Origin of the sequence: Pseudoalteromonas sp. NSLLW24, assembly GCF_015864725.1 — a bacterium.
GTDB classification, from domain to species: domain Bacteria; phylum Pseudomonadota; class Gammaproteobacteria; order Enterobacterales; family Alteromonadaceae; genus Pseudoalteromonas; species Pseudoalteromonas arctica.
Window position 1 is genome coordinate 1 of record NZ_JADYWQ010000016.1, and the last position, 25439, is coordinate 25439.

Here is a 25439-nt window from a genome sequence, read left to right on the forward strand (position 1 = left end):
TAAAGTAGATATTACTGAAGAAAAACTTAAGAAATATTATCAGATATTTTCCAAATTCAGTTAGTGCGTAGCGATACGGATTAACGCCCTAATTTGCTTGGTGACAATAGCGTTTTGGACCCACCTGATCCCATGCCGAACTCAGTAGTGAAACGAAACAGCGCCGATGATAGTGTAGCATTTGCTATGTGAAAGTAGGACATTACCAGGCTTCAAATTTTAGAAAGCCCGAATCTAACGATTCGGGCTTTTTTACGTCTGCAGAAAAGTAAAATGCGCGCAATAAATACACACTCACATCAACACGCAGGGCGGGCGAGCAAAGCGACTCCTGCTGTTAAAATTATAAAAACCTACGCTCTACGATGAGTGCGCAGCATTTTCACTATGACTCTCCACCGCTGAAGGTATCATGACATCACACAAGCATTAAGTTGTAGAGCTCCCGAAACTAACGAGCTGGGCTTTTTACATTTTTAGAAAAGTGATTCAGGTATTCCTCTAGAGCGAAGCGTCTCTCAGTGAATAATCTACTTAATTTAACTAGTTAAAGTGGCATCGCCGATGCGAGTGTAGTTTTTCACTGTGACTTCCTAACGCTGAGGGCACTATTGCACTGTACAAAGCTTCAAATTAAAGAAAGTCCTAACCGAAATAGTCGTTTTTTTGCATATATAGAATGTAAAAATATGAGTGAATAATATCAATTCAAATATATAAGCAGATTGGTATTATATAAAAAGTATGAGATCCTCATAAATCAAAGTTATTTTAAATTAATGGTATTAGTTAATGATTACTCGTTAACAAACCTCTGACTTAACTTGTTTATGAAGACAATGAATACTAATATAATTTCATGACCTTATAACTAAAATTTATTGAGTTAGTTGTTTTAAAATTACTACCAATAATGATTGTGAGCTGTAACTAGATGCCCTATGAAACATTTTTAGATGACTCTACTTCGCTAGTTGAATTTACACGTATTTACTTAGCTATTTTTTATACTTTTGTTGCGGGCTTTTATACATTTAGAATTATTTATAAAAATCGAGACACACCATCAGGCGTTATTTATCCCGGAGATAAGTTTTGTACTAGTTGGTGGAACCATATGGTTTTTAAGTTTTTCAGGGCTGCTATTTGGTTTATATGTGTAATTAGAGTGTTTGTACCTGAGTTAGATAGCTACCTTGGGCTATTCCCAATTCTCAATGGCTGGCCAGGTGTATTATTTGGCGATATTTTATTGAGTGCAGGTTTTATTTTGACGATGTTTGTACATTTTCATATGGCAGCACTTTGGCGTTCAGGAATTGATCCTAAGGGACCACATGAGCTTAAAACATCAGGATTATATGAATACTCTAGGAATCCGATGTATTTAGGTGTTGTAGCTGCACAGGTGGGTTTCTTTTTAGCCTTACCTAGTATATTTAGTTTGATCTGTTTAGTTATAGGTTTTACAGCTATATATCGACAAACGTTAGTTGAGGAGGCTCATTTAGCTCATCGTTTTTCTACACAATATAAAGAGTATAAACAACTAGTCCCTCGCTGGTTATAGCTTGGGATTAAGCTTTAAATACATGAATTTTTAACGCAAGAGTAAAGAAGTGTTCTGTGTTGGCTTGCTAAAATCCAGCAAGATGGACATAAATCAGATCACTTCTTTTTGTTTTATACCAATTCGCTTAATTAAGTGATCTATTTTGAGGATGGAAAAACGTGTTGATAGCTAGGCAAAAAATTTGCTATTTAGTTGTTCTAAATGAGAATTTTTTAACACAGGTAGCGACACATTTAGCCCCGCAAAATGATTAAGTATTATTGCGGATTGGTATTATATACTTTTTCATAAACTCTTGTTTAGTAATTGCCTTTGAAAAAATGTAGCCTTGAATATAATCGCAAGCAAGCAGCTTTAATAGGTCATACTGTTTTTGTGTTTCAACACCTTCCGCTACCACCATTACATCTAGGTTGTGAGCCATAGTGATAATAGCCTTAACGAGAGCAATACTATTATCGTTTGATTCAATATCGCTTATAAATGAGCGATCTATTTTTAAAATGTCTATATCTAAGCGCTGTAAATACGCCAAAGAAGAATAACCAACACCAAAGTCGTCAATCGCTATGTCTATATTAATAGTGCTTAAGCGTTTTAATTGTCGCTGTATTGACGAATCTGGATCCATTAAGGTATTTTCAGTGACTTCAATTAAAATAGTGTTGGCGGGTAGTTGGTACTTTTTACTTGCAACAATCCATTCATCCACCCAGCAACCAGCGCGGTCAATTTCAAGAGGTGATGTATTTACACTGACTTGAATTGTCTTTTCACTTAAAACATTGAATTGGACGGTATCTTGAATTGCTTGAGATTTTACCCATTGGCCGATGTCGTTTATTAATCCGTTTTTTTCAGCGACAGGTATAAATTCATTGGGGCCTATTAGGCCTCGTTCAGGGTGGTTCCAACGAATAAGGGCTTCAGCTTTTGGTACTGATTTCCCATCAATTGAAAATATAGGTTGGTAATATAATTCAAATTGGTTTTTAACAATTGCAGTGCGTATCTCTTCTATCAGGCGACGCTTTTCTGTGGCTTTTTCTTCGATAGCATAGGAGAAAAACTCATAGCGATTCCGCCCTTTATTTTTAGATAAATACATCGCTTGATCAGCACGTCTAACGAGCTCTTCTACTGTTAAACCATCAGCAGGGAAAAACGTTAAACCTATGCTTGCGGTAACATAGACTGTTTCTTTTTTTATTTTAATGCTCTGCATTAAACTACTTTTTACAGCTTCGGCAATTTTTGATGCTTCATCTGGGCTATTTACACCCTCTAAAATTAATGTAAATTCGTCTCCACCTAAGCGTGCTACTGTATCTTTTGTTGTTATACAGCTTTGCAGCCTCGTTGCTACCTGGTGTAATAATAAATCACCGTAGTCATGCCCAAGGCTGTCGTTTACTTCTTTAAAACCATCTAAATCTATAAATATAAGTGCGAATTTCATTCCTTCAACACTTATTAAGCTTTGTAGTTTCTCATAAAAATACCGTCTATTTGGTAAATCGGTTAACCCGTCTTGGTAAGCATATTGTTGCAACTGAATATTTGCATTTTCAAGTTCATTAGTACGAAGCCTAACTTGATTTTCTAATGAACTTTCTCTTTGCTCAATGTTGTATAGCATATCGTTAAAACAAGAGGTTAATTGTCCTACTTCATCTTGTGATAGTTGTTTAGCGCGTAAGCTATAATCATGTGACGTTGTTATTTTATTTGCTGTTTGTGCTAAATATAAAATAGGGTTTAAAAAGCGGCGCCTTAGCAAAAGGGATAAAATGAGGCTGATAGCAAAGGTAAAGACCATCAAAATCATTATAAATTTAAAGTAAAAAATGATTCTATCTTGAATGTAACTGTTGTTAGCGCGTATTTTTAATACGCCATAATCATGCATATCGAGCTGAAGGGGGGTATTAACCTCAATGCTTTGTTCTATTTCTTCATTTTCGGCTTGAGCAATAACAAGTTGTTCACCAGTCATACTCGTTACCATTATACTAATAACATCTGAGCGTATAAGTATTGGGTCTATAAGCTCTTGTACTGCATCTATGTCATTAAACATAAGTGCAGTAGTTATATTGGGTGAAAGCATTTTAGACAGCGACCCCAGGCTTTCTATTTGTTCTTCTTGAGCGCTGGTGATTTCATAAGCACTAAATACAATGGTTACTGTAGCGGTTGATACAAGTGCGACACTCATTAAGATGAATAATAATTTTTTGCTCATTGTATTTAATGCAAATAGTTTTTTCATTGCATTACCTATCTACAACGCGTGCAAGTCGTAGTACTTTTGAACTCATAGTAATGCCTGCATCTTTAAGCTGTTGTGGTGCAATTTCAAAGCAAATTTTACCACTGGAAAGAAAGAATCTGATATGGCCGCCATTTTCAATAAATGAGTCTGTTTCACCAATGACCATAATACTTTTTAGATCTAAAGGAGTTATGTTTTGCCACTGAGCAAATGTATCTGAGGTGATAAATAGCATGTTACACGCAGATGTTGTGACTTCATCAAGAGTGACTAATTTGTTATGTAAAGGTAATTTTTTTATAGTGCGATTTTTTAGAGCGGTGTTAGCCACATCAATAAAGTATTTATCAGGGCTACAAATAGTAAATTGATCAAGGGGTTCTAAATGAGAATCCCAGTGTCCAAAACGTGCAAAGTTATACAAGAAGCCTGCTTTTAGCATGTATTCTTTTTCAACAGCGTCAACGCTGGTACTTAAAAGTACCAAGGCTATTAAGCTTCTGTGAATTAGACTTCTTAATTTAATCATCTAATTAGCTTAGAAATTTGCTGAAATTGTAAACGTAATACATTCATCAATATAGTTTGGTAATGTATAGGTTTCGCGCGTATTACTGTACTCAATATGTGAACCTGAAAATAGGTTTTTACCCGAAACTGCAGTAGACCACACAGGAGTAGCCTGCCAATTCCAACTAATATCTAACGTTGTGTAATTATCAGTATTATATGCATTTGAGTTTACTGCTCGTAATGTCGCAAACACGTTATGGTTGGTTAAAAAAGAATAATCGGCTTTTGCAAATAACTGCCTGTTTTTAGAGTCATACCCGATAGCGGGCTCTACTCTAGGAGGTAAATCGTAGTTATAATCGGTGTAACTATAACCAAACTCAGTATTGAGATTATCAATTGGTTGCCATGATACAACTAAGTCGAACCCTTTAGTGGTTGTGTCTGCTACAGATGCAAAGTCTAAATCTATACGAGTCATTGTTAGTGCTTGAAATACTTCTGGAATTCTCCCTGCTAGAAATAAATCAAGTATAGGAGTGAATTGTTCAGCATGTGTATTCATATCAATAACCGCTACGTTTTTAGCATCGGTATAATAAGTAGAAAGATCCAATGACCAATCGTTAGCAGTAAAACGGTAGCCTAATTCATAAGATAGATAGTTTTCTGATTTAACTTTGTCATTACCATTTAGGTAGGTTGCAATTCGGTAGTCGTCTATTTGGTCAAAGCCTGAACTTAAACCGGTAAGATCTTTAATTTCTGTACCATTAACTTTAAAGTTGTCGTTAAACTCAATTAATGTTGGTGTACGCATACTTCGCGATATTGCGCCCCAAGTAAGATGGTTATCTACTGGTTTGTATATAAGTCTTGCTGATGGTTGATTTTCCCAGCCAGTTAAATCGTTATGATCAAGCTTAGTACCAATAATAAAGTCGAGAGTGTCAGGAGTCACATTATATTGAGCTTGAACAAGTGCACCATATTGTTTGAGGCTATCAAAGTTTTTATCGCTATCTAAAAATACACTTTCTGCGAAAGATATAGAATTGTATCGGTAGTTCAACCCCCAATCTAACTGTAGAGATTGATATATAAAGTTCATTTGATAATCAATATCTATCGATTCAAAGTCTTCTTTAATATAATTTTGAGAGCCATTTTGTTTAAGCCAAGAAATTTGTAGCATTTGATTGGCATCTGGCGACATTCTGTTTTCAAGGCGCGCCATTATGCGCGAGTCTGTTCGCTTTAAATCATCTGAAAATGAAATGTTTTCGTTGGTTTCATCGACAACACCTCGGTAGTTTTGGCCAAGTGTGGAATGAGTTACATCACCCTGAAGTAGCGCAGACCACTCATCATTAGGGGTAAAGTCAGCTCTAAAACCTAAAGAGTTTTGTTTGGTTGTGTCATTAGGGGGAAGTGAGATCCCTTTTTTTGATTCATTAGCATCTTTTAAGTGCCCATACACACGGTAGCTGCCTATGTTACTTATATCACCACCGTAGCGAAGATTAGCATCAACATTTATTTGATTACCAGTTGTTACACTTGCGTATCCACCGCGAGTATCAATACTATTTTTAGTAATGATATTAATAACGCCATTATTTGCGTTACTTCCCCAAAGTAATCCGCCTTGTCCGCGTATAACTTCAATACGTTCAATATCGTACAAAGGAACGTTGAGTGTTTCCCAATAAACAGCGGCAAACTTTGGAGTATATAAGCTTTGTCCGTCAATCATAACCAATAATTTGCTTGAAAAGCGAGAGGCAATACCTCTTGAGGAAATAGCCCATTGATTGTTATCGAGCTGACGGACAATTAAACCCGGCACCATTTTTAGTGCTTCAGGTACTGATGTAGCACCAGATTTAGTAATTTGTTCTTTACTTAATACATAAATAGATGAAGCGGTATCAAATGCTGATTGTGCTCTTTTCATCGCAGAAGTTGCTTGCACATCCATACCCATTAAAGCATCAAGATCGAGGTCTTCATCTTCAAACGGCTCAGCCATTACAAGAGGGCACACAAAAAGTAATGGCCAAAATAAACGTTGTGATATTTTCACCCAAAAATCTCCTGCGCAATCAAAAAATCAAAAACAATGACTGTTTTTGTAATACATGTGATGTCACACAATATTAACATACATTAACAGCGTAAAAGTATAAATGCGATTAAATCAAAACAACTAATTTTGTAGTAGTTAAAAAATAGAAATTAATGAGAGTTATATGGTTATATACTATTTAAAATTTAGTCTATTTTTGAAGGACTTCAAAGTATTTTGCGCTTATTGATTATTTAACTTTGCATATCATGCTTTTACAAGGGCGATATTAATTATACGTGCACGATTAATCTAACTTTGTATTAACTATTATTGTAGTTTCAATTACCTTTGCTTTTATTAAAGGTATATAGAATACTTAAATTCGCTTGGTTTTGCTTTGAAGGCACCAAAGTATGGAAAAAAATGAATTAATTAATGTAGAAGAAGTACTCGATTTAATGCTTGATGCGGTATGCGTGGTAGATAAACAAGGCACATTTGTTTTTGTAAGCGCAGCATTTGAGCAAATTTTTGGTTATACGGCCGACGAAGTTGTAGGCAAAAAAATGATTAACTATGTTTACGAAGGTGATCATTATAAAACGCATAATGCCGTAACTTCGCTGTTGTCTGGCGAAATGGTGAACCCTCGCTTTGAAAACCGTTGGATGAGAAAAGATGGTCAAGTAGTTCATATATTATGGTCTGTTCGTTGGTCAGAGCAACATCAAGTAAGGATCGCTGTCGCGCACGATATAACTGAACGTAAAGTAATGGAAGATCAACTCCATTATATGGCACGGCACGATGTGTTAACTGGCCTACCAAATCGATCTTTATTGATGAATCGATTAGAAAAAGTAATTATTAGTGCAACCAGAGACAACACGTTTTTTTCTTTACTGTTTATAGACATAAATGGTTTTAAAGCAGTCAACGATACTTACGGACACGAAACTGGCGATAAGCTTTTATGCGCCATTGCAAAAAGGCTCTCAGCATCGGTCAGGCACTACGATACAGTAGGGCGTTTAGGCGGAGATGAATTTTTAATTATTTTAGATAATTTAAGTTCTAGCCACGAAACTGTCAGAATCAAAAATAAAGTCCTCACTGAGTTTAAGGCCGTCTTTAGGTTAGATGACGTACTACTAAATATTTCACCCAGTATAGGAATTGCAAATTACCCCGAGCATGGCCAAACAGATCACGAACTCATAAAGTATGCTGATCAAGCTATGTACAAAAACAAACAACGAGGCTTAGATAACGTAACCTATTTACCTCAATAACTAAGCTGAACTATCACCTTAGGTTAAACCATAGTCACAGCGTCCTTAAATACAATGCCTTACCTGCCGACATACTTTTTAATATCGGTTTGCCAGTGCTGCGCTAAAAAATCTATAAATGCTCTTACAGCAGTTTGTTGGTAGTTCCTTGATAAATAGGCTGCCCACAAATCATGTCCAGATGATAATGAAGGCGATTACCGTATTGGCAGTAATACATTTTTTACTAATGATGCAGGCGAAAGCAATATATTGGTCACTGATTATGCAAGCGCAATGGTTGATGAAGCGCAAAATGCAGCGTACTTAAATCAGCATATTAGTATTGCCTACTAATATGGTTACTAATCAAAAGCGTTTGATTATTTAGATATAACAATACTGGCTCATAAGGCTAAAATAATTTAATCTGAGCGTATTAATTCTTATTAAATTATTTGCCTTATGAGCCTTCTTTTTTCTCTTGCGTTAGCAAGCCTTCCCGCTTTACCAGAGCCTGTTGCAAATAATGCTGTGGCTAAAGTTATTGTTAAAAATCAGCCTTACTTTTTAAGCTTTATGGGGCTGGGGCGCGATAAACAATACTCGTCAGTGCATAATAAAGTGTGGGCGCTTAAAGTTGGCGATTCACAGTGGCAAACTAAAACTGGTGTGCCTTCAAGCTTGCCATTAAAAGGGCGCTTAGCAAGCACCGCAGTCGGCTTAGGCGAGTACGCTTATGTGTTTGGCGGCTATACGGTAGCAGAGGATCATACTGAAGTTTCAAGCCCCGACGTATATAGGTACGACGTAATAAAAGATACCTACACTCATCTTGCGAGTATGCCAGTACCCGTAGACGATAGCGTAGCGCTGAGCTACAAAGCGCGTTACATTTATCTAATTAGCGGTTGGCATAACGACGGCAACGTAAACTTAGTGCAAGTATACGACACGCAAAATAATACATGGCAACAAGCCTCGCCATTTTTAGGTGAGCCTGTATTTGGCCAAGCCGCTGCTATTAGTGCTAACACCATTGTTATTTGTGATGGCGTTAAAACACAAGCTAATCCTGATTCGCGTCGCTCGTTTGCAGGTGTAGCACAGTGCTTAAAAGGCACAATAGATTCAACTAACCCACAAAAAATAGATTGGCGTACCTTGCCACATCCAACGGGCACTGCTCACTACCGAATGGCAGCCACCAGCTACAATGGCAATATTTATATGATGGCAGGCTCTAATAACCCATACAACTACAGCGCAATAGGTTACGACGGCAAACCTGCACCTGCAAGTGACCATGTTTGGCGCTTTAGTATCGAAAAAAACGAATGGCAGATTTTATCCCCAGTTGAAGTAAAGAGCATGGATCATCGTGGTTTACTTGAGCACAGTGGGGTTTTATATCGAATTGGCGGCATTGATAACAGTCAGCAAGTAAGCGCTAACGTACTCGGTTACGAGGCGCCAAAGTGAATACCCTTTACATTACCGGAGCGGGAGTCAGCGCTGCCAGTGGTATTCCCACCTTTAGAGGGGAGGATGGTTATTGGACCATTGGCAGTAAAAATTATACGCCTATGGAAATGGCAACACGCGCAATGTACCAAAACGCCCCAAAAGAGTTTTTAGCATGGTATTACCATCGCTTTGCAACGTATCGTAACCATGGCCCAAACGACGTACACCATTGGCTAAGTGACAAAAACCTAATTACTCAAAACATAGATGGGCTTGATGGCAAAGCGGGTAACAAAAATTACATAGCGATACACGGCAGGCTTGATCAAATGACCTTATTTCATGAGCAAGGTGAGCCAGTCACGCCACTTGCCACCCCGTGGGAAAGCGTAGACGAAAGCCGCCTGCAAGAGTCTCTTTTTGAGCTATTTAATATTCAACACCAAACGCCTGAGCTAAACCATTCATTTAAGCCCTTTGTTTTATTATTTGACGAATACTACACCGAGCTTTACAGAATAACAGAAGCACAACAGCGTATGCTCAACGCCGATAAAATTGTATTTATGGGCACCTCGTTTAGCGTTAATATTACGCAAATGGCAATTGAAATAGCCCGAAATTACGACATTCCTGTTGAAGTGGTTGACCCTGAGCCTGCACATATTTTGCACGCTAACGTCACATATAAAAAAATGAATGCATTAGATTACATTCAATCTAATTAAGAAGTGCTATATTTTAAAGGGATTGATAATGTTTTCTTAAATATTACAATCTCTTTATATAATATTAACGAGTCAAAAATGTTATTATTATCCTGATTATAACAATACTAAAGAGATCTGAATGAGCGACTTAACTGCAATAGCAAACTTGTCCATTTTACTTGTAGAGCCTTCAGAGGTTCAGCAAAAAATAATAATAAAATCGCTTTTAGAAAGTGGTGTAAAACAAGTTGAAACTGCATCTACACAAACACAAGCGCTTAGCTTATTAGCAAGTTATCACCCTGATCTAGTTATAAGCTCTATGTATTTATCTGACGGGACAGCCGACTCACTATTGCAAGAAATAAGATCAAATCCTATCACCGAGCATCAACCTTTTATGCTTATATCGAGCGAGCGTAATAAAAAATACCTTGAGCAATTACGCCAATCGGGTGTCCTAGCTATTTTGCCTAAGCCTTTTAGCGCAAAAGCCATTACCCGCGCACTCAAAGCAACCCTCGATATTATAAGCGAAGAAGAAGTAGAACTTGATCATTTTGACGTAACGCTGCTGCGAGTTTTAGTGGTAGACGACAGCCGCTTTGCGCGTAAACACATTATTCGTGTTCTTGCGGGTATGGGAATACCTGCCCCGGTAGAAGCTGAAAACGGTAAAGAAGCTATTGAGCACTTAAACAACCAATCGTTTGACTTAATTGTAACCGACTACAACATGCCAGAAATGGATGGGCGAGAGCTAACAGAAGCCGTTAGAGGCTCAAATAGCTACTCGCATATTCCTATTTTAATGGTGAGCTCAGAAGCCAACGAAACGCACTTAGCAAACATAGCCCAAGCAGGTGTTGATGCAATTTGTGATAAACCATTTGAGCCAGCAACTGTAAAAGATTTACTGTTTAAAATAATGTCTTAAAAGTAACTGTAAGCGTAGGACTGAGGTTATTCGGTCCTCGCTTACTTGTAAATTTACTCCTACAGCTGCCCTAATCTATAAATAAGTAATGCAGTTTTTTTAATGTTTTTATCAAGGCTGGTTAAGTCAGCTGTTTCGTTTTTGGTATGCGCGCCGCTGCCCATTAAGCCCAAACCATCAAGTGCCATATCAACATGGCTTGCCGCAAACGAAATATCAGCTGCGCCTGCATTTCGTGGGTTTGCTGCTACTACTTTGTTAAAGCCTAAATCGTGGCTTGCATCGCTGTAAAGTTCTAATAGCTTTTTATTGCCATCAGTTAATGCCATTGGCGGGTAACCGTCTTCAAAAATAAGCTCTGCTTTACTGCCATTTAAACTGTTGCTAGCAATGAGTTGCATTGATCTTTTTGCGTTTTCGAATTGCTTTGGCGAAAGTGCGCGTAAATCACCTGCTACATGCACGGTTTGTGCTATTACATTACTTTTACCAAACGCCGTTGCTGACGAGTTAGCACTGTCGTAGTCGGCATTTGTACCACCTACAATAAGCCCTGGGTTAAATGTTAAATTAGGTTGCGTGGCAAGTTGCTCTCTAAAATCATTTAAAATGCGTGATGCTTCGTAAATAGCGCCATAACCAACGCTTTCGCTAAATATTTGTGACGAATGCGCTGCATTTGCCGTTACATTTAGCGTCCAACCGGTATAACCACGGCGCGCCGCCATAGCTGTTTTTATATTGTTGTCGCCATTTTCATAGCCAAGCGCTACGTCAGCCCAAATAGCGGCATCAACAATAGCTTGTTTAGATAAACTAAGCGGGCGACCGCTGCTTTCTTCATCGCCAGTCAATAATACTTTTATACTTACATTTTCGAGTAAATTAAGGGCTTGTAAGCTTTTAAGAGCGGTAATTATTATCGTGTTACCGCCTTTCATATCGGCAACACCAGGACCACTGGCTGTATCGGCATCAAGCTGTTTGTAAGTGGTAAAGTCATCGTGCTTGGCAAATACCGTATCTATATGGCCGATCATCAGTATTTTTATTGCATCGGGGTTTTTACTCTCATATGTTGCTAATACATGGCCAGCACGATTAAACGCACTGCCATCAAGCCACTCCACTTTAAAACCAATGGCTTTAAGCTGCTCGCTTGTAAGCGCACCTACTTTTTTTACGCCTTCTATATTAAGTGATCCGCTATTAATATTTACAGCTTGTTCTATTTCTAGCAGTGCTTGGGGAATATTTTTATCGACTTGCTCTACAATGTCGCGCTCATTTTTATCTAAAGCGGCATAGCTTGTAAGCGGTAAAGTACTAGCGATTGTGAGAATAAGTGCATGGCTAAATTTAAAAAATGACATAACAGCATAATAAGTGAGAAATAAGAGTATTTAATATGAAGTAAAAATACAGAGGATTCAATAGGGGTAGATTGTGATTTTTAACTAATTTTATAAGTAATAACGAGTTACAAGTTTAAGGGGGAATGCGTTATTGGTTTAAACACAGGTATTTAAATATAACCACTTAACTAATAATCAACCTGTGCAACTAAACAGCAATTTGCCTGATATTACTGACCTCCACCATTTTGGATTTTTGCTACATTTAGAAAAGTTGAGACTGAACTAACTGTTTACAAATACTTATTTTATAGCTAGGGTAAAACCATTGTAATATAAGAACATTTGTCATTTTTAGGCGACAAATGTCGTAGACTAAATTGTAAGATTTATAGGTATAAACAATGAATAACTTAGTTGTATTAATAACGGGTGCTAATAGGGGAATCGGTTTCGAATTAGCCAGACAATACCTTATAAATGGATGGACAGTAATTGCTACCTGTAGAGATCTAGAAACGGCGGTTGCTCTAGTTTCATTGAAAGGTAAGTTTCCAAATAAATTGTCTATTGAACTAATGGATATCACTTGCCCTGAAAAAATTAAGACGTTGGCAAGTAAACTTAATGAGGAAAATATTAAATTAGATTTAATAGTAAATAATGCGGGATATTTGGATCGAGAAAACACAAGTATCCATACTATTAATTACGCTAATGCCGAAATGTGTTTTAAGGTGAATTCACTTGGACCACTATATTTAACTCATTGCTTTTTACCTTTAATAAATAAAAAACGCTTATGTAAGATAGCCGTTATTTCTTCTGCTATGGGATCTTTGTCGCTAGAACAAAGTGTGGATTGGTATGGTTATCGAATGTCTAAAGCAGCAGCCAATATGCTAGTAGTGAACTTATCACAAGAACTTGTTAATGATAATGTGGCTGTGGTAGCTGTTCACCCCGGTTGGGTTCAAACCGATATGGGTGGCTCTACAGCAAGTGAAAATGTTGTAGATTCGGCTCTTGGAGTTATGAACGTTATTCTGAATTTATCTATTGATAATACGGGAAAGCTTTATAGTTTTAATGGTGATGAGTTACCGTTCTAATAAATATAACAACACGCTATGAGGTGGATAACTAGTAAAGTCAGCTATTAATTGCAAATTTTAAAACTGCTGAGCCTCTTCGTTTTAAGGCTATTAAATACGTCAATTCATCGTAGGGTGTTAACGCGGTTTAAGATCCATAACCCATTCATGCAGCGCTCTAGGTATGTAAGTGAGAAATAAGAGTATTTAACATGAAGTAAAAATACACAGGATTCAATAGAAGTAGATTGTGATTTTTAACTAATTTTATAAGTAATAACGAGTTACAAGTTTAAGGACCATGGGGTGTACGCATTATTGGTTTAAACACAGATATTTAAAATATAACCTGTTAACTAAGTAGCCATTATTACAACATAGCAATATGTCTTATATTACTGATCTCCACCATTTTGGGGTTTTGCTACATTTAGAAAAGGTAAGGCGAATCTAACTAACTGTTTACAGTTGTTTATTTTATAGCTAGGATAAAATCATTGTAATATAAAGACATTTGTCGGTTTGTAAAACGACAAATGTCGTAGACTAAATTGTTATAAGCCTAAAGGAATACCGAGTGAGACTTTCCCTTTCAATTTTATTATCAATGATTTCTCTCCATTGTTTTGGCATTACTGATTTAGAGGTTGAAAGTTGGCAAGAGGATCTTGAGTTTTATTCACGAAATTTGTCTGAAAAACATATAGATCTTTACCATACGATTTCTAGGCAAAGCTTTAATGAAGAGGTAACGCAACTTAAAGGCTCTCTATCCTCTTTAACGAAAAATCAGTTATTAATTGAACTGATGAGGTTAACTCACAAAATTGGTGATGGGCATACATCATTTCCTTTATGGGGAGCTAATTTAAAAAGTTTTCCTATTCAATTAAAGGTGCTCAATGGAGAGCTTTATGTAATTAAAACTACCAAGGATTTCAAGCACCTCCTTGGTGCGAAACTTGAGAAAATTAACGACATGAATGCAGAAGAAATCTATCGTTTATTTTCTCAACTAACACCTTTTTCTGAAAACAAATACTCAACACAAATAAGAGCAGCTCAATATATCCCAAAAGCCGAATTACTTAATGGGCTGGGAATTGTCAAAGGTACATTTCAAGCCCGATTTACATTCACAGTAGGCAAAAAACTAATTGAACAACAATTAGAACCATACCACTCAAATGAGTATACAGCCGAACTCACCTATCTAAACAACTCCATATTTTCGATTGAGGAAAAACTAAACGAGAATCTTTGGTTTGGGTCGTTAAACGATAATAAAGTGGTCTATTTTAAATTTCGCCGTTATACATCAATCTCAAAAATGGAATCACTGGGCGAAGATTTATTATCCTTCATTAATAAAAACAAATCTAAAAAGTTAATAATTGACCTTAGAGACAATTATGGTGGGGACTTTTTTGTAGGTTTAAAATTGGCTCAACTACTCGTACTGGCTGACAGTATAGATTGGAAGTCAGGTGTTTATGTTCTTATTGATAATACAACTTTCTCAGCAGCAATGAGTAATGCTGCTCAGTTTTCACAATTATTGAATGCAAAATTAGTTGGTGAACCTACTGGTGCCAAACCTTCAGGTTACCAAGATATGGGGCAATTTATTTTACCTAACTCCAACCTAGAGGTAACATACTCAAAGCGCCTGTATCACTTTACTCGTGATAATAAAGATGCGTTATACCCAAATGTTCATATTGAAGTTTCAATTGATGACTATATTTCAAAAAATGACCGTCAATTAAAATGGATATTAAGTGATATAGGGTTGCAATAACCGGCTTATAACAAGAAATTTAACAGGACTAAAAACAGTGGGCTGTTCGCTTCGCTTCCATTTTAGCCCACAATTTTTAGCCCGTTAATTGGGCGTTATGTTTCAATCATGGAAGGTGCAAATAAATATGTTTGGTTTTATATTTAAATATATATTCTTTAGTATTATTAACGTCGTTTTATTCCTTCTAGCAAGTTTTGCTTTAATGGCGTTGCTACCTGAAACTATCGTAAATGGAGATACATTCGAGTTGGTCTATGGAATAGTTTTTATTTCTTTTTTAGTTCTAACTGGCTTTGTAGTAAACCATCAAATCACCCCAAAAGTTGGCTTTATCGAAGGCTGGAAACTTGGGTTTCTAAGTATAAAAATGTATATTAAGCCCTGAGTAACTGAAACATAAAAAGAATTTCAAGCAGGACAAAATATAGTTGGCTTTTGTTCACTCCGTTCACCTATTTTAGCCAACTATATTTTGCCTCTTAAATGGGCGTTATACGCACAAAGGACATGTAGTTGAATAACGAAGCTGTTAAACCAAAATACTTAAATTACACTGAGATATTGGGTTTTAAAATTCCTTTAGTGTGGTGTTCGTTAGCTATGTTAATTGGCCTAATATTTCATGAAGTTGTAGAAGCTATTTTAGTACCGCCGCTAACGTTATTGATGGTTTATATTTGTCATAAAATAACCAGTTTTTTCCTGAGCTTTCAGGAACACAGTGGGATTTTGAGTGAGAAAGTTTATGGTGTGATAATTAGATTCATTTGGTTTAGTGCTGTACTTGGATTTTTCATATCTCTTTTTAGTGCCGCTTTTGAATCTGTAAACAACGAAGTAAATTTTGAATTTTTCAATGGTGTTTTTAGTATTGTCTATTTTGGTTTTGCTTTGGCAGCGGCTAATAAGTGGGGTAAAACCTATGTTCCCAAACATTAGCGTAATATGTGCGTATAACAAAAACATCAACTGGGAAACTACTCGCTGTAAAGCGCTCGTATTTTCCAGTTATATTAAGCGTTATGTGGCATGGAGTCAGCATTGAGTCAATTTGAACTAATTATAGGGTTGATAATCTGGGTATGGATATTCGTAAGCTCATTTCTGTTTAATTATTTGGAAAATAGTTGCATTGATAACATGCAAAAACATTCAGACTCAGAAATAGAGAACCCAAGTAAAAATTCTTGGATAAACCCTTTTGGTGGTTTTAAAAATTTATTGTTTTTTATTACCTATAAGCCTAAAACTTCTGACTCTACAGGTTTTGTTGTAGCGGCTAAAAATGGGAAAGTATTACAAGCGGTGTACTTCATTCAACTTATTTGTGTTGTTGGTGTATTTATAGCTTTTAAAGCTTAATAAAATTTACAGTACACTGCCACATAACAAGCACTTCAAACGTAACAAAAACAGTTGGTTAGGTTCCGCTTCGCTTCACATTTTAACCAACTATTTTTGTCCGCTTAAGTGGGCGTTAGCACTATCAGAGGTTCTATTGAAAGTTGAGAGTATTCGAGAATGCGAAAACGGTGAGTTTGTAGCAGATATACACCTTGAAAATGGTGAGCACTATTTCACAACCGAATACTTTTCTACTTTTAAAAAAGCAGATGAATGGGTTACACCTTGGTGTGAGTGGGCGAATAAAGTTTCTTTTGGGACTATCGATAGCGTTTATTATATTATTCAGGTACCAGACTCTTGGGCTGGACCACCTAAAAATGCACACCCTTTACATGGGCTATTTATAAAGATTGGTAGATCTAAAAATGTACTCCAGCGTTTACAAAATTTACAAACTGGTACGTATGGCCAATTAATTATTGGCGCATTAGAACCAGGAGGCTCTGCTAGAGAGGCTGAATTACACCAAAAGTTTTCTCATCTAAGAAGACAAGGCGAATGGTTTTCTTGTAATGAACCTCTTTTTAAACATGTTTTTCGTACATGGTATAAAAATAAAATGCTTCCTCCTGAGCACCAAGAGAAAATGCAAATACTTGCGCAGCGTAGTAATGATTACCGTATTATGCGTGATCTAATTGGTGGAGCACCTGATACAGTAAATCCATCGCTTGACGATGAATGGCACGGAACAACTTTTGTAGATCTAGTATATAGTTCTTTGGCAAAGTCGTTAAAATAGTGCTAACAAGACGATCCAATAAGGACAAAAAACAGTTAGTTTTGCTCCAGCGTGAATTACAGTGACACCCAATCTAAATCTTGTAATGCTTTAAAAACGCTTAGGGTTAATTAAAGGAGATCATTTTTTAATTGAATTTGGCTGTTGGAGTTATTTTACAGTCTCGTTAGTTGCCAAGGATAATAATGAGAACATTTCAGCTTTTAGGTTTTATACTTGCGATTGTTGGGTTTATTTTAGGCTACGTGATGCTAGCCCCAATTGATGGTGAAGCATCCGACGCTTCAGCAGGAGGTACAGGCATAGGCATTATGTTTATGGTGTTACCTATACTTGGTTGGTCTGCGTTAATATTAGTGCCCTCTTCAGTAGCATTGTTCAACCATGAAGTAAGAGAACGCACTTATTTCAGAGGCAATTTTTGGCTAAACCTCTGGAAAGTAAACCTAGTTATTTCTTTTGGATATATTGCCGTTGTACTATATTTTGCTTACATATGGTTTAAGGGCAGCATTGGCAATTAATAAGACTTTAAATGCCTAATACCTTTAATTCATTCTTACCTACTAACATCTAACCCAAGCTAAGCACTAACAACCATCAGGTTTAACACCATTAGCATTAAACCTGACAGCCCGAACTCAACCAATCAACGTTAATTAGTCGGCATTAAATAAATCTCGCGTACGCTGTTGCGCTGGTTTGCTTCAATAGCAAACAATACCGCGTCGGCTACATCTTGCGGGTCGAGTTTGTCGGGTTTAGCTTCATCAAAAAACGGGGTGTTTACCATCCCTGGTGCTATGGTTGTGCAGCGTCCGTTCCACTGGCTCATTTCCTCAGCTAAGTTTTGCCCAAAGCCATAAGCAAACCATTTAGTTGCCCCGTAAATAGAGCCTCCTAATGGCTTACGACCAGCAGCTGAGCTGGTTAATATAAAGTGACCTTTATTTTGGCGTAAATGCGGCAGGGTTAGTTTTGCAGTCCACAGCAGCGCTTTAATGTTTATATCAATCATGGTTGACCACTCATCGGGGTCGCCTTTTTCGGTGCCTGCGGTTGAAACACCCATACCCGCGTTAGCAAAGGCTACGTCTAATCGGCCAAACTTTTCAATGCCTTTGGTAACTACGTTTTCAAGTGCGGTAAAGTCGGTTGCATCTGCGGCTACGCTCAGTGCGTTATCTGATCCTAGTTCGGCAACAAGTTGGTTAAGTTGCTCTTCTCTACGGGCGGTTAAAATAACTTTGTGACCGTTGTTTACTAAGGTTTTTGCCGTTGCTTCACCAATGCCACTAGAAGCGCCGGTTATGAGTACTATTTTCTCTTTTGCCATGGTTTTTTCCTTATTAACAAATGAATAAAGGCGCAGCTCAATGTGCGCCATGCAGTTATTGCGCTATGTCAAAATTGACTGATAAATCGTCAGCTTGCGTTAGGCTAATTTGTTTCAGTTGATAAATATTAAAATCAGCATCTATTTGCTCTGCATCGTCTATGTGTGCGCTACACGTATAAGCAAGTTGATAGTCGCCTGGTGTTATGAATGCGAGTTCAAATTCGTATTCATTATCGTCTGCATCAAATACAACATTGGCAGTAGCTAACGGAGCGTTATCAGGCGTTTGGTCATCTATTTCATGAATATCTGTTGGGGTTTGTGCTTGCGCAGAGTAAAGGTAAACAGCATGACCAAATGATGAATCATCAGCGGCAAGATCAATGTTATCAGTCTCGCAATTGTTTATAAGTGTTTGGCTTACAGTGCCTTCAATATCTTGTGATTCAGAGAGATTTTGTAAACGCACACCGCGAGGTTTTAAAAATACTTCGTTATTATTTTGTGGATCAACCAATGATTTTTTTAAATCAAACTCTAATACAAACTCGTTGTCGGTTTGATTGAGTGTAAAGCCATCTAGTTGAATTTCGCCCACGCCATCATTACCTTTTCTTTTTACGATAAGCGGTGCAATGCTGCCGTCTTCATAAACTACGTGAGATGTTAAGCTAAGGTTGTTTGTGTCGCCGTTTATTACTTGCGCGCGGATCCACGAATAATCACCTGCAGGTACTTCTTGATCGTCAAGTAATTGAAAAATATCGTCGCCCGTATAGTCTAGTAAGTTGACCATTTGCGCTAAGGTAGAATCGTTTTTAGAGCGAGTTTCAAAGCTAACTTCTTCACCTTCTTGGGCTTTAATTGTTATTGAATCAAATACAACGTTAACTTGTTTTAAACCAGTGACTGGAGCGTCGGAAATACCTAAACTAAAAGTTGCTTTATCACTTGTTTGTGGGGTTGTTTCAGCATCGTCATTTGATGAGCCGCAGCCTGCTAAGGCAAAAATAATAGCGCTACTTAATATTGTTGATTTAAAGTTCATGGTTGTTTCCTCTTATTTGATTTGTTAAGTGTATGTATTTGACCCTTAACCTAAATTGAATTAAAAATATGAGGAGTTAGAACTTTAACATACTGTTTTAAAACGTTTTTAATTTCATAGATTTAATCGTTTTTTACTATATACTCGCGCCACTTCTTTTGAAGTCGGTTTTTATTAGATTTAACCATTATTTTGCTGAGTTTCAGCCACATTTATCGGAACAAACATGAAAGATAAACTCTTAGCGTTTTGGCAAAGCCATTCAGAAACAATCATCACTTTAGGTTACAAGGTGATTTTAGCGTTGGTGATTTTAGTTGCGAGTACCTTAATTGCACGCTCGGTTAAAAAAGCGATTAAAAACTCTAAATCGCCATTAAAAAAAGTGGATAGTACGCTGCTTCCTCTTTTATCGAGTATTGCTGGTTATTTAGTTTATATAATTGGCGGGCTATTTATTTTAGATATTTTTGGCGTTAATACGGCAAGCTTAATTGCACTAATGGGTGCTGCTGGTTTAGCGATTGGTTTAGCCCTTAAAAATACGCTGAGCAATATTGCTGCGGGTATTATGCTGCTAATACTCAGACCTTTTAAAATAGGCGACTTTGTTGATGCCAGTGGCACGCTTGGTACTGTGAGTGAAATAAACTTGTTTACCACTATTTTTAAAACCACCGACGGTCTTTATATCGCATCGCCTAACGGCAAAGTATGGGGTGGCAATATTAAAAACTTTACCCGTAATGGTAAAAGACGAATGGATATAGTGGTGGGTATTTCGTATGCCGACTCTATTGACGTTGGCTTAAATGTACTTAAAGAATTAGCCGCATCAGAGAGCCGATTACTCGCAGAGCCTGCACCTAAAGTAATGGTGACATCAATAGGCGAAAGCGCAGTGAACATTCAATTACGTGCGTGGGCTGTTAATGGTGATTATTGGCAAACTGTGTGGGATTTAAACAAACGCGTTAAAGAAGCAATTGAAGGTGCTGGGCTGAGTATTCCATTTCCGCAGCGTACGCTGCATATATCTGAGTCTATGGCATCGGCAATAACGGTTAATAAAGACGTTTAAATTCTAGTAGCACAAACACAAATAAAAATAGCGAGCCTTGGCTCGCTATTTTTGTATTAGCCTTTGTGCTAATTGAGGTATTAACCTTCTAATTGAAAGTCGTACACTGAGCCTAAATTAAGTAGTTGTGTAAGCTCATCAAGTGCTTGGTAGCTTTCGGTGAGTAGGGCTGAGTCTGCAAAGTCACTTGCACCTAATTTGTCGCGGTAGTTACGTTTTGCCCAGTCACACAGTTGTGTGTATTTAGTATCAGTTAAAATAACCTCAGGGTTTACTGCAGCAAGTTCTTGCTCGTTAAGGGCTACACGTAAACGCAAGCAAGCAGGGCCACCGCCATTTTGCATACTTTGGCGTAAATCAAAAAACTGCACTTGGTTTACTGGGTTATCAGCCATGATCATTTCTTCAATGTAGGCGTTAACCGCGCTGTTGCGTTTACACTCTTGTGGTGCCACTAACAACATTGAACCATCTTCAAGGCTCACTAGTTGGCTATTAAATAAGTAGCTACTTACAGCATCGGTAATGCTTACTTTATCGGTAGGTACTTCAATAATGTAAAATTCTTTATTGCCCACATACGCTTCGCGAATATCTTGCAGTGCCAAAGCTTGGTTTAAAAATGCTTGCTGGTGGCACAGTAATACGTTGGCGTTACCTACTGCAATTACATCGTTATGAAACACGCCTTGGTCTATTACGTCTGGATTTTGCTGTAGTAAAATTTGGCTTGAATCTTTTAAGTTATGTAAGCGACAAATTGCTTCTGAGGCTTCGAGTGTTTGCCTTGCAGGAAATTTAGCTGGTTTTGGTAATTGGCTGTTAAACGCGCTGGCACCAAATACAAACATTTCAAGGCCTTGCTCGCCGTGGCTGTCACAAAAACGAGTATGGTTTGCTGCACCTTCGTCGCCAAAAAAGCCTTGGTCGGGCAAATGGGTATGATGCGCAAAGTGCTTGTCGTTGTTAAACATAGCTTTTAATAAGCGTGTAGTGGTTGCAGGCTCTAATGAACGATGAAACTTATTATTTAAATTAGCTGAAGTAAAATGTACTTTGCCGTCGGTTGTATCTGGAGATGGCGATACCGTAGCTGCATTTGCTGTCCACATTGCAGACGCTGAATAACACGCGCGTAATAAAATAGGATCTGCTTTAAATGCTTTATGAATTACTTGTGCATCATTACCGGTAAAGCCTAAGCGGCGCAGTACGTTTAAGTCGGGGCGCGCATGAGGGGCAAATACACCTTGAGTTAGGCCTTTGTCGTGCATGGCTTTCATTTTTTCAAGGCCTTGAAGCACTGCCTCTTGAGGATTTGAAAAGCTTGCTGCGTTATTTAACGAGGCAACATTACCATACGATAAACCAGCGTAGTTGTGAGTAGGGCCAACTAAGCCATCAAAATTAACTTCCAAAGCGTGCATACACGTTCCAACTAAAAATTTTCAATAGGGTGCAACAATACAACGCAATAGGGTTGCTTGCAAAGTTATAAACGCAGTGTTTTTACTAATTTTTTGATGTTTTTATATGTGTGGTTTTTTGCAGGGAGCTTCGTTTTTATATTAGGTGGCTAATAAGTAATTAAATAAGGTTTATTCATAAATTTCATAGTGTGCAAAAGCTTAGCCTAAAGTAGGTTTATACATTTAAGCTTTATGCCAAGCCTTTACACAATACGATGCTACTTAACATAGGCGCGTTCTTTATCAGCGGTAGTGCGGGTATTTGTTGGGTCATTAACTTGCCAAACGCTAATGTCTAAACGCCATAAAAGGTAAAGGGTATGGTATAAGTTGAACATGGTTTTTCCTTGGTATTTTCACTGAACACATCAGTTTATAGGAAGAAGTATGCCAACATTAACTTGAATATTTTATGAATAGAAATCAGATGTTTAGTATTTAAGTGTAAATATGTACTAAAGAATTAGCACCAAAGAGGTGAAGTATTTTTAAAATATGCACCAGTGTGGTGTGTTTTTAACAAAAAGCCCTGCAACTATTGGGTCACTTAAATGTGCAAGGCTTTTTAAAAAATACAGTCACTTAAAAAGTAAATTAGCGGCCTACTTTTCCTTTTACTAAAGGCTCGAACGACATTACTTTAAACTTACCGTGGCTTTGATTTTTGCCATTATTAAGTACAGGCGAATTATGTAAATCGTCAACGGTAAAGTATATTTTATGATCGGCTCCGTAACTAAAACCATCAGGCCAGCTTAAGCGTTCGTCTTTAAATAATACTTCGTAGTCGCCAGTGGGTTTAACTACGCCAATTGCGCCATTGGTTATGTCGGTTACATATACGTTACCGCCGCCATCAACAATAATACCATCTGAAATTGGCTTAGTGCCGTAACGCGTAACTTTGTCTTCAAGCGCTTTAGCCGAAAGGCTCTTGTTATTTATATCGCTGGTGGCAATGCGGTAAACCGACGTGCCCGACATAGAGCCAAAGTAAAGCCAGTCTTCGTTAGGATCAAGCGTAATTGGGTTAACACCTAAGCGGGCAGGTTGTCCGCCAAGGCTCATTGTGCGCCCATCAATAACCATATCGATATTTTCGGCAGTGGTGTAATGGCTATTTTGTAACACTCTGCGTGCGACACCTGTTTTAAGGTTAACCGTAATAATAGCGGCTTGGCTGCCTTGGGCTGTGTCAGCAATGTATACAACGCCATGCTTATTATCGATGACTAAATCGTTTAAAAACGAGGTGTCGGTAATGGTCGGTTTAGCCAGATAAATAATTTTATGCAGTTGCTCTTTGTTTGTATCCCAACCTACTAAGCGCCCAGCGTGATCGGGCCCTGAAGTGTCAAGCATCCATAAAACGCCATCGCTTGATACGTTTATACCAAGTACATCGTAAAAACCTTTACCGTTATTGTACGCGTATGCCCATTCTTCATTAGGGTAGGGCTTAGTTGTTCCATCGCTTAAAAGCTCCATAATTTTTTGCTTTTGGCCAAAAAAGCCATGCACAGATAAAAACTTTCTGCCGGATGGGGTAATAGCAATGTTGCCCGGTGGGTGCTGCGCATCAAAAGTGGCTACTGTTTTTAAATCAGCATTTTGGTTAGCAGTATTAGCAGATACGGCGTTGCTACCTAAAAGTGCCGTGCTACACGCCGCAGCTAATAGTAATTTTTTAATATGAGTCATTTTTAAAACCTTTTAAAACACGTTTATTGTTTAAAAATTAAGAGCCTAATCGGCTAAGTCGTTTACTACTAAATCGAGCAGCTGCATCAATTGCTTCGCTTGTGTTGCATTTACACTATCAAATTTACATAAAATATTTTTAGGAATATCGGCTGCTTTTAACTTAAGCGATTGGCCATGCTGAGTTAGCTGCACTAGGCGTTTGCGTTTGTCGTGCTCATCTTTAATAACAGCCAGTAATGATTTGTCGCTCATTTTTTTGAGTATTTGGGTCATTGCACCGCCATCTATCGCGGTTTTATCTATTAGCCCTGCAATTGTTATTTCGTCTTGCTCCCACAGGGCCATCATTACTACGTATTGCGGGTAAGTTAAATTTAGCGCGTTTAAAGGCTCGCGATACGCACGCGCAATGCTGTTAGATGCCATATATAACCGGTGGCATAACTGATTTTTTAACTTTAATTGCTCAAACGGCATAACGTTATCCTTTATTTCGATGCATGTTATTTTAATTTGCATGCAAAGTATTTGCAATCTCTAATTACTTGTTCTATTATTTTGCACACAAACTAAATTGATTGATGTTTTTAAACTTTGGAGTTCATTATGAATGTATTACAAAACGTAGCTTACACTGCAAAAGCAACTGCAACTGGCGGCCGTGAAGGCGTAGCTAAATCTGATGATGGTCGTTTAGATGTAAATTTATCGACACCTAAAGGTTTAGGCGGAGACGACGGACAAGGCACTAACCCAGAGCAATTATTTGCCGCAGGTTATGCAGCATGTTTTATTGGCGCACTTAAATTTGTAGCAGGTAGCGAAAAAATAGATTTACCAAGCGACACACATATTAATTCACAAGTGTCTATTGGTGCTATTGAAGGCGGTTTTGGTATTGCAGTAAAACTAGCTGTATCACTAGGTGATATGGATAAAGCTGCAGCGCAAACGCTTGTAGATAAAGCGCACCAAGTATGCCCATATTCAAACGCAACACGTGGCAATATTGAAGTAGAGCTTTCAGTTATTTAATAACTAAATAAAGAAAAGTTATAAAAGCACACAACGACAATTAGTCGTTGTGTGCTTTTTTGCGTTTAAGGCATAAAAATTAAATATACGATAAAACGTATATTCACTATTCCATATGTTGTTATTTTGTTTTATTGTGTATGCATAAGCACAGTGAGGACAGTATGGAACAATTCAACCCACTTCAATTTTATAAATGCCTAGCAGACGATACACGTTTAAAAGCAATGCTGCTAATTAGCCATCAAGAAGAGCTGTGTGTATGCGAGCTTGTTGTTGCACTTAAATTAAGCCAACCTAAGGTATCTCGCCATTTAGCGCAGTTAAGACAATGCGGATTATTAAGCGACCGTAAACAAAATCAATGGGTGTACTACAGTATTAACAAAGCACTGCCAGAGTGGGCTAAAAATGTATTAACGCAAACGCTTACTGCTAACTCTTCATTTTATCAAAACGATTTAACGCGCTTAAACGCTATGGGTAATCGCCCTGAACGTGCAGCTAGCTGTTGTAACTAACTAATAAATTAACTTATTAAAGG

23 protein-coding genes and 1 rRNA gene are annotated in these 25439 nt (G+C 37.6%); 15 read left to right on the top strand and 9 right to left on the bottom strand.

Annotation, left to right across the window (positions count from 1 at the left end; genetic code table 11):
- The first annotated feature begins 96 nt into the window (after positions 1-96).
- Together rrf and I6E72_RS15250 are read left to right on the top strand one after the other, a co-directional pair.
- A 5S ribosomal RNA gene (rrf, locus tag I6E72_RS15245) occupies positions 97-211 on the top strand.
- Positions 212-934: 723 nt separating this feature from the next.
- Positions 935-1570: a methyltransferase family protein gene (locus I6E72_RS15250; protein ID WP_165735527.1), complete on the top strand. Its 636-nt coding sequence runs from the start codon at positions 935-937 to the stop codon at positions 1568-1570.
- A 253-nt stretch (positions 1571-1823) separates the two neighbouring features.
- Here the strand turns inward: I6E72_RS15250 and I6E72_RS15255 are convergent, their stop codons facing one another.
- The 3 genes from I6E72_RS15255 to I6E72_RS15265 are packed head-to-tail and all read right to left on the bottom strand — an operon-like array spanning position 1824 to position 6447.
- Complete coding sequence (locus I6E72_RS15255; protein WP_197112929.1) at positions 1824-3845, bottom strand: putative bifunctional diguanylate cyclase/phosphodiesterase; 2022 nt, start codon at positions 3843-3845, stop codon at positions 1824-1826.
- A gap of 4 nt (positions 3846-3849) precedes the next feature.
- Positions 3850-4377 carry a YfiR family protein gene (locus tag I6E72_RS15260; protein ID WP_197112931.1) on the bottom strand — a complete coding sequence of 176 codons (528 nt, stop codon included), beginning with the start codon at positions 4375-4377 and terminating at the stop codon, positions 3850-3852.
- 9 nt (positions 4378-4386) lie between these two features.
- The gene (locus I6E72_RS15265; RefSeq protein ID WP_197112933.1) at positions 4387-6447 is read right to left on the bottom strand and encodes a TonB-dependent receptor plug domain-containing protein; all 2061 of its coding nucleotides are present in this window, start codon (positions 6445-6447) and stop codon (positions 4387-4389) included.
- 398 nt (positions 6448-6845) lie between these two features.
- On the opposite strand from I6E72_RS15265, the gene I6E72_RS15270 reads away from it, so the two are divergent.
- From I6E72_RS15270 to I6E72_RS15285, 4 genes are all read left to right on the top strand, one after another.
- Positions 6846-7724, top strand: coding sequence for a sensor domain-containing diguanylate cyclase (locus I6E72_RS15270; protein ID WP_197112935.1), 879 nt, complete (start codon positions 6846-6848; stop codon positions 7722-7724).
- A gap of 444 nt (positions 7725-8168) precedes the next feature.
- Positions 8169-9185, top strand: a complete 1017-nt coding sequence (locus I6E72_RS15275; RefSeq protein WP_121955447.1) for a Kelch repeat-containing protein — start codon at positions 8169-8171, stop codon at positions 9183-9185.
- Entirely contained in the window at positions 9182-9898 is a 717-nt protein-coding gene (locus I6E72_RS15280) for an SIR2 family NAD-dependent protein deacylase (RefSeq protein ID WP_197112937.1), read from the top strand. Before I6E72_RS15275 ends, I6E72_RS15280 begins: the two co-directional genes overlap by 4 nt.
- A gap of 121 nt (positions 9899-10019) precedes the next feature.
- On the top strand, positions 10020-10817 hold the full coding sequence (locus I6E72_RS15285) for a response regulator transcription factor (RefSeq protein ID WP_197112939.1): 798 nt from the start codon (positions 10020-10022) through the stop codon (positions 10815-10817).
- 59 nt (positions 10818-10876) lie between these two features.
- Here the strand turns inward: I6E72_RS15285 and I6E72_RS15290 are convergent, their stop codons facing one another.
- Complete coding sequence (locus tag I6E72_RS15290; protein WP_197112941.1) at positions 10877-12190, bottom strand: M20/M25/M40 family metallo-hydrolase; 1314 nt, start codon at positions 12188-12190, stop codon at positions 10877-10879.
- A 386-nt stretch (positions 12191-12576) separates the two neighbouring features.
- Here I6E72_RS15290 and I6E72_RS15295 point away from each other — a divergent pair, with 386 nt between their 5' ends.
- From I6E72_RS15295 to I6E72_RS15320, 6 genes are all read left to right on the top strand, one after another.
- Positions 12577-13284: an SDR family oxidoreductase gene (locus tag I6E72_RS15295; protein WP_197112943.1), complete on the top strand. Its 708-nt coding sequence runs from the start codon at positions 12577-12579 to the stop codon at positions 13282-13284.
- 559 nt (positions 13285-13843) lie between these two features.
- Positions 13844-15067, top strand: coding sequence for a S41 family peptidase (locus tag I6E72_RS19900; RefSeq protein WP_101163132.1), 1224 nt, complete (start codon positions 13844-13846; stop codon positions 15065-15067).
- Between the two features lie 516 nt (positions 15068-15583).
- Positions 15584-16009, top strand: a complete 426-nt coding sequence (locus tag I6E72_RS15305) for a hypothetical protein (RefSeq protein ID WP_076926134.1) — start codon at positions 15584-15586, stop codon at positions 16007-16009.
- Positions 16010-16111: 102 nt separating this feature from the next.
- Positions 16112-16432 carry a hypothetical protein gene (locus tag I6E72_RS15310; protein WP_145990803.1) on the top strand — a complete coding sequence of 107 codons (321 nt, stop codon included), beginning with the start codon at positions 16112-16114 and terminating at the stop codon, positions 16430-16432.
- A 136-nt stretch (positions 16433-16568) separates the two neighbouring features.
- A complete protein-coding gene (locus I6E72_RS15315; RefSeq protein ID WP_024591548.1) occupies positions 16569-17219 on the top strand; it encodes a GIY-YIG nuclease family protein in 651 nt (216 codons plus the stop codon).
- 185 nt (positions 17220-17404) lie between these two features.
- On the top strand, positions 17405-17743 hold the full coding sequence (locus I6E72_RS15320; RefSeq protein WP_024591547.1) for a hypothetical protein: 339 nt from the start codon (positions 17405-17407) through the stop codon (positions 17741-17743).
- Positions 17744-17874: 131 nt separating this feature from the next.
- On the opposite strand, the gene I6E72_RS15325 is transcribed toward I6E72_RS15320, so the two are convergent.
- Complete coding sequence (locus tag I6E72_RS15325; protein WP_197112945.1) at positions 17875-18555, bottom strand: SDR family oxidoreductase; 681 nt, start codon at positions 18553-18555, stop codon at positions 17875-17877.
- 55 nt (positions 18556-18610) lie between these two features.
- Positions 18611-19606 carry a DUF4382 domain-containing protein gene (locus I6E72_RS15330; RefSeq protein ID WP_197112947.1) on the bottom strand — a complete coding sequence of 332 codons (996 nt, stop codon included), beginning with the start codon at positions 19604-19606 and terminating at the stop codon, positions 18611-18613.
- A gap of 226 nt (positions 19607-19832) precedes the next feature.
- On the opposite strand from I6E72_RS15330, the gene I6E72_RS15335 reads away from it, so the two are divergent.
- Positions 19833-20687, top strand: a complete 855-nt coding sequence (locus I6E72_RS15335) for a mechanosensitive ion channel family protein (protein WP_197112949.1) — start codon at positions 19833-19835, stop codon at positions 20685-20687.
- Between the two features lie 80 nt (positions 20688-20767).
- Here the strand turns inward: I6E72_RS15335 and astB are convergent, their stop codons facing one another.
- From astB to I6E72_RS15350, 3 genes are all read right to left on the bottom strand, one after another.
- Positions 20768-22114: an N-succinylarginine dihydrolase gene (gene astB / locus I6E72_RS15340; RefSeq protein ID WP_121954168.1), complete on the bottom strand. Its 1347-nt coding sequence runs from the start codon at positions 22112-22114 to the stop codon at positions 20768-20770.
- 636 nt (positions 22115-22750) lie between these two features.
- Positions 22751-23857, bottom strand: a complete 1107-nt coding sequence (locus I6E72_RS15345; RefSeq protein WP_039486557.1) for an L-dopachrome tautomerase-related protein — start codon at positions 23855-23857, stop codon at positions 22751-22753.
- A gap of 45 nt (positions 23858-23902) precedes the next feature.
- Positions 23903-24337: a MarR family winged helix-turn-helix transcriptional regulator gene (locus I6E72_RS15350; protein WP_197112951.1), complete on the bottom strand. Its 435-nt coding sequence runs from the start codon at positions 24335-24337 to the stop codon at positions 23903-23905.
- A gap of 129 nt (positions 24338-24466) precedes the next feature.
- Here I6E72_RS15350 and I6E72_RS15355 point away from each other — a divergent pair, with 129 nt between their 5' ends.
- Both I6E72_RS15355 and I6E72_RS15360 read left to right on the top strand, forming a co-directional pair.
- Positions 24467-24895 (top strand): organic hydroperoxide resistance protein, encoded by a 429-nt coding sequence (locus I6E72_RS15355; RefSeq protein WP_024594483.1) that lies wholly within the window; start codon positions 24467-24469, stop codon positions 24893-24895.
- Between the two features lie 164 nt (positions 24896-25059).
- Positions 25060-25416, top strand: coding sequence for a metalloregulator ArsR/SmtB family transcription factor (locus I6E72_RS15360; RefSeq protein WP_165723043.1), 357 nt, complete (start codon positions 25060-25062; stop codon positions 25414-25416).
- The last annotated feature ends 23 nt before the right edge of the window (positions 25417-25439 follow it).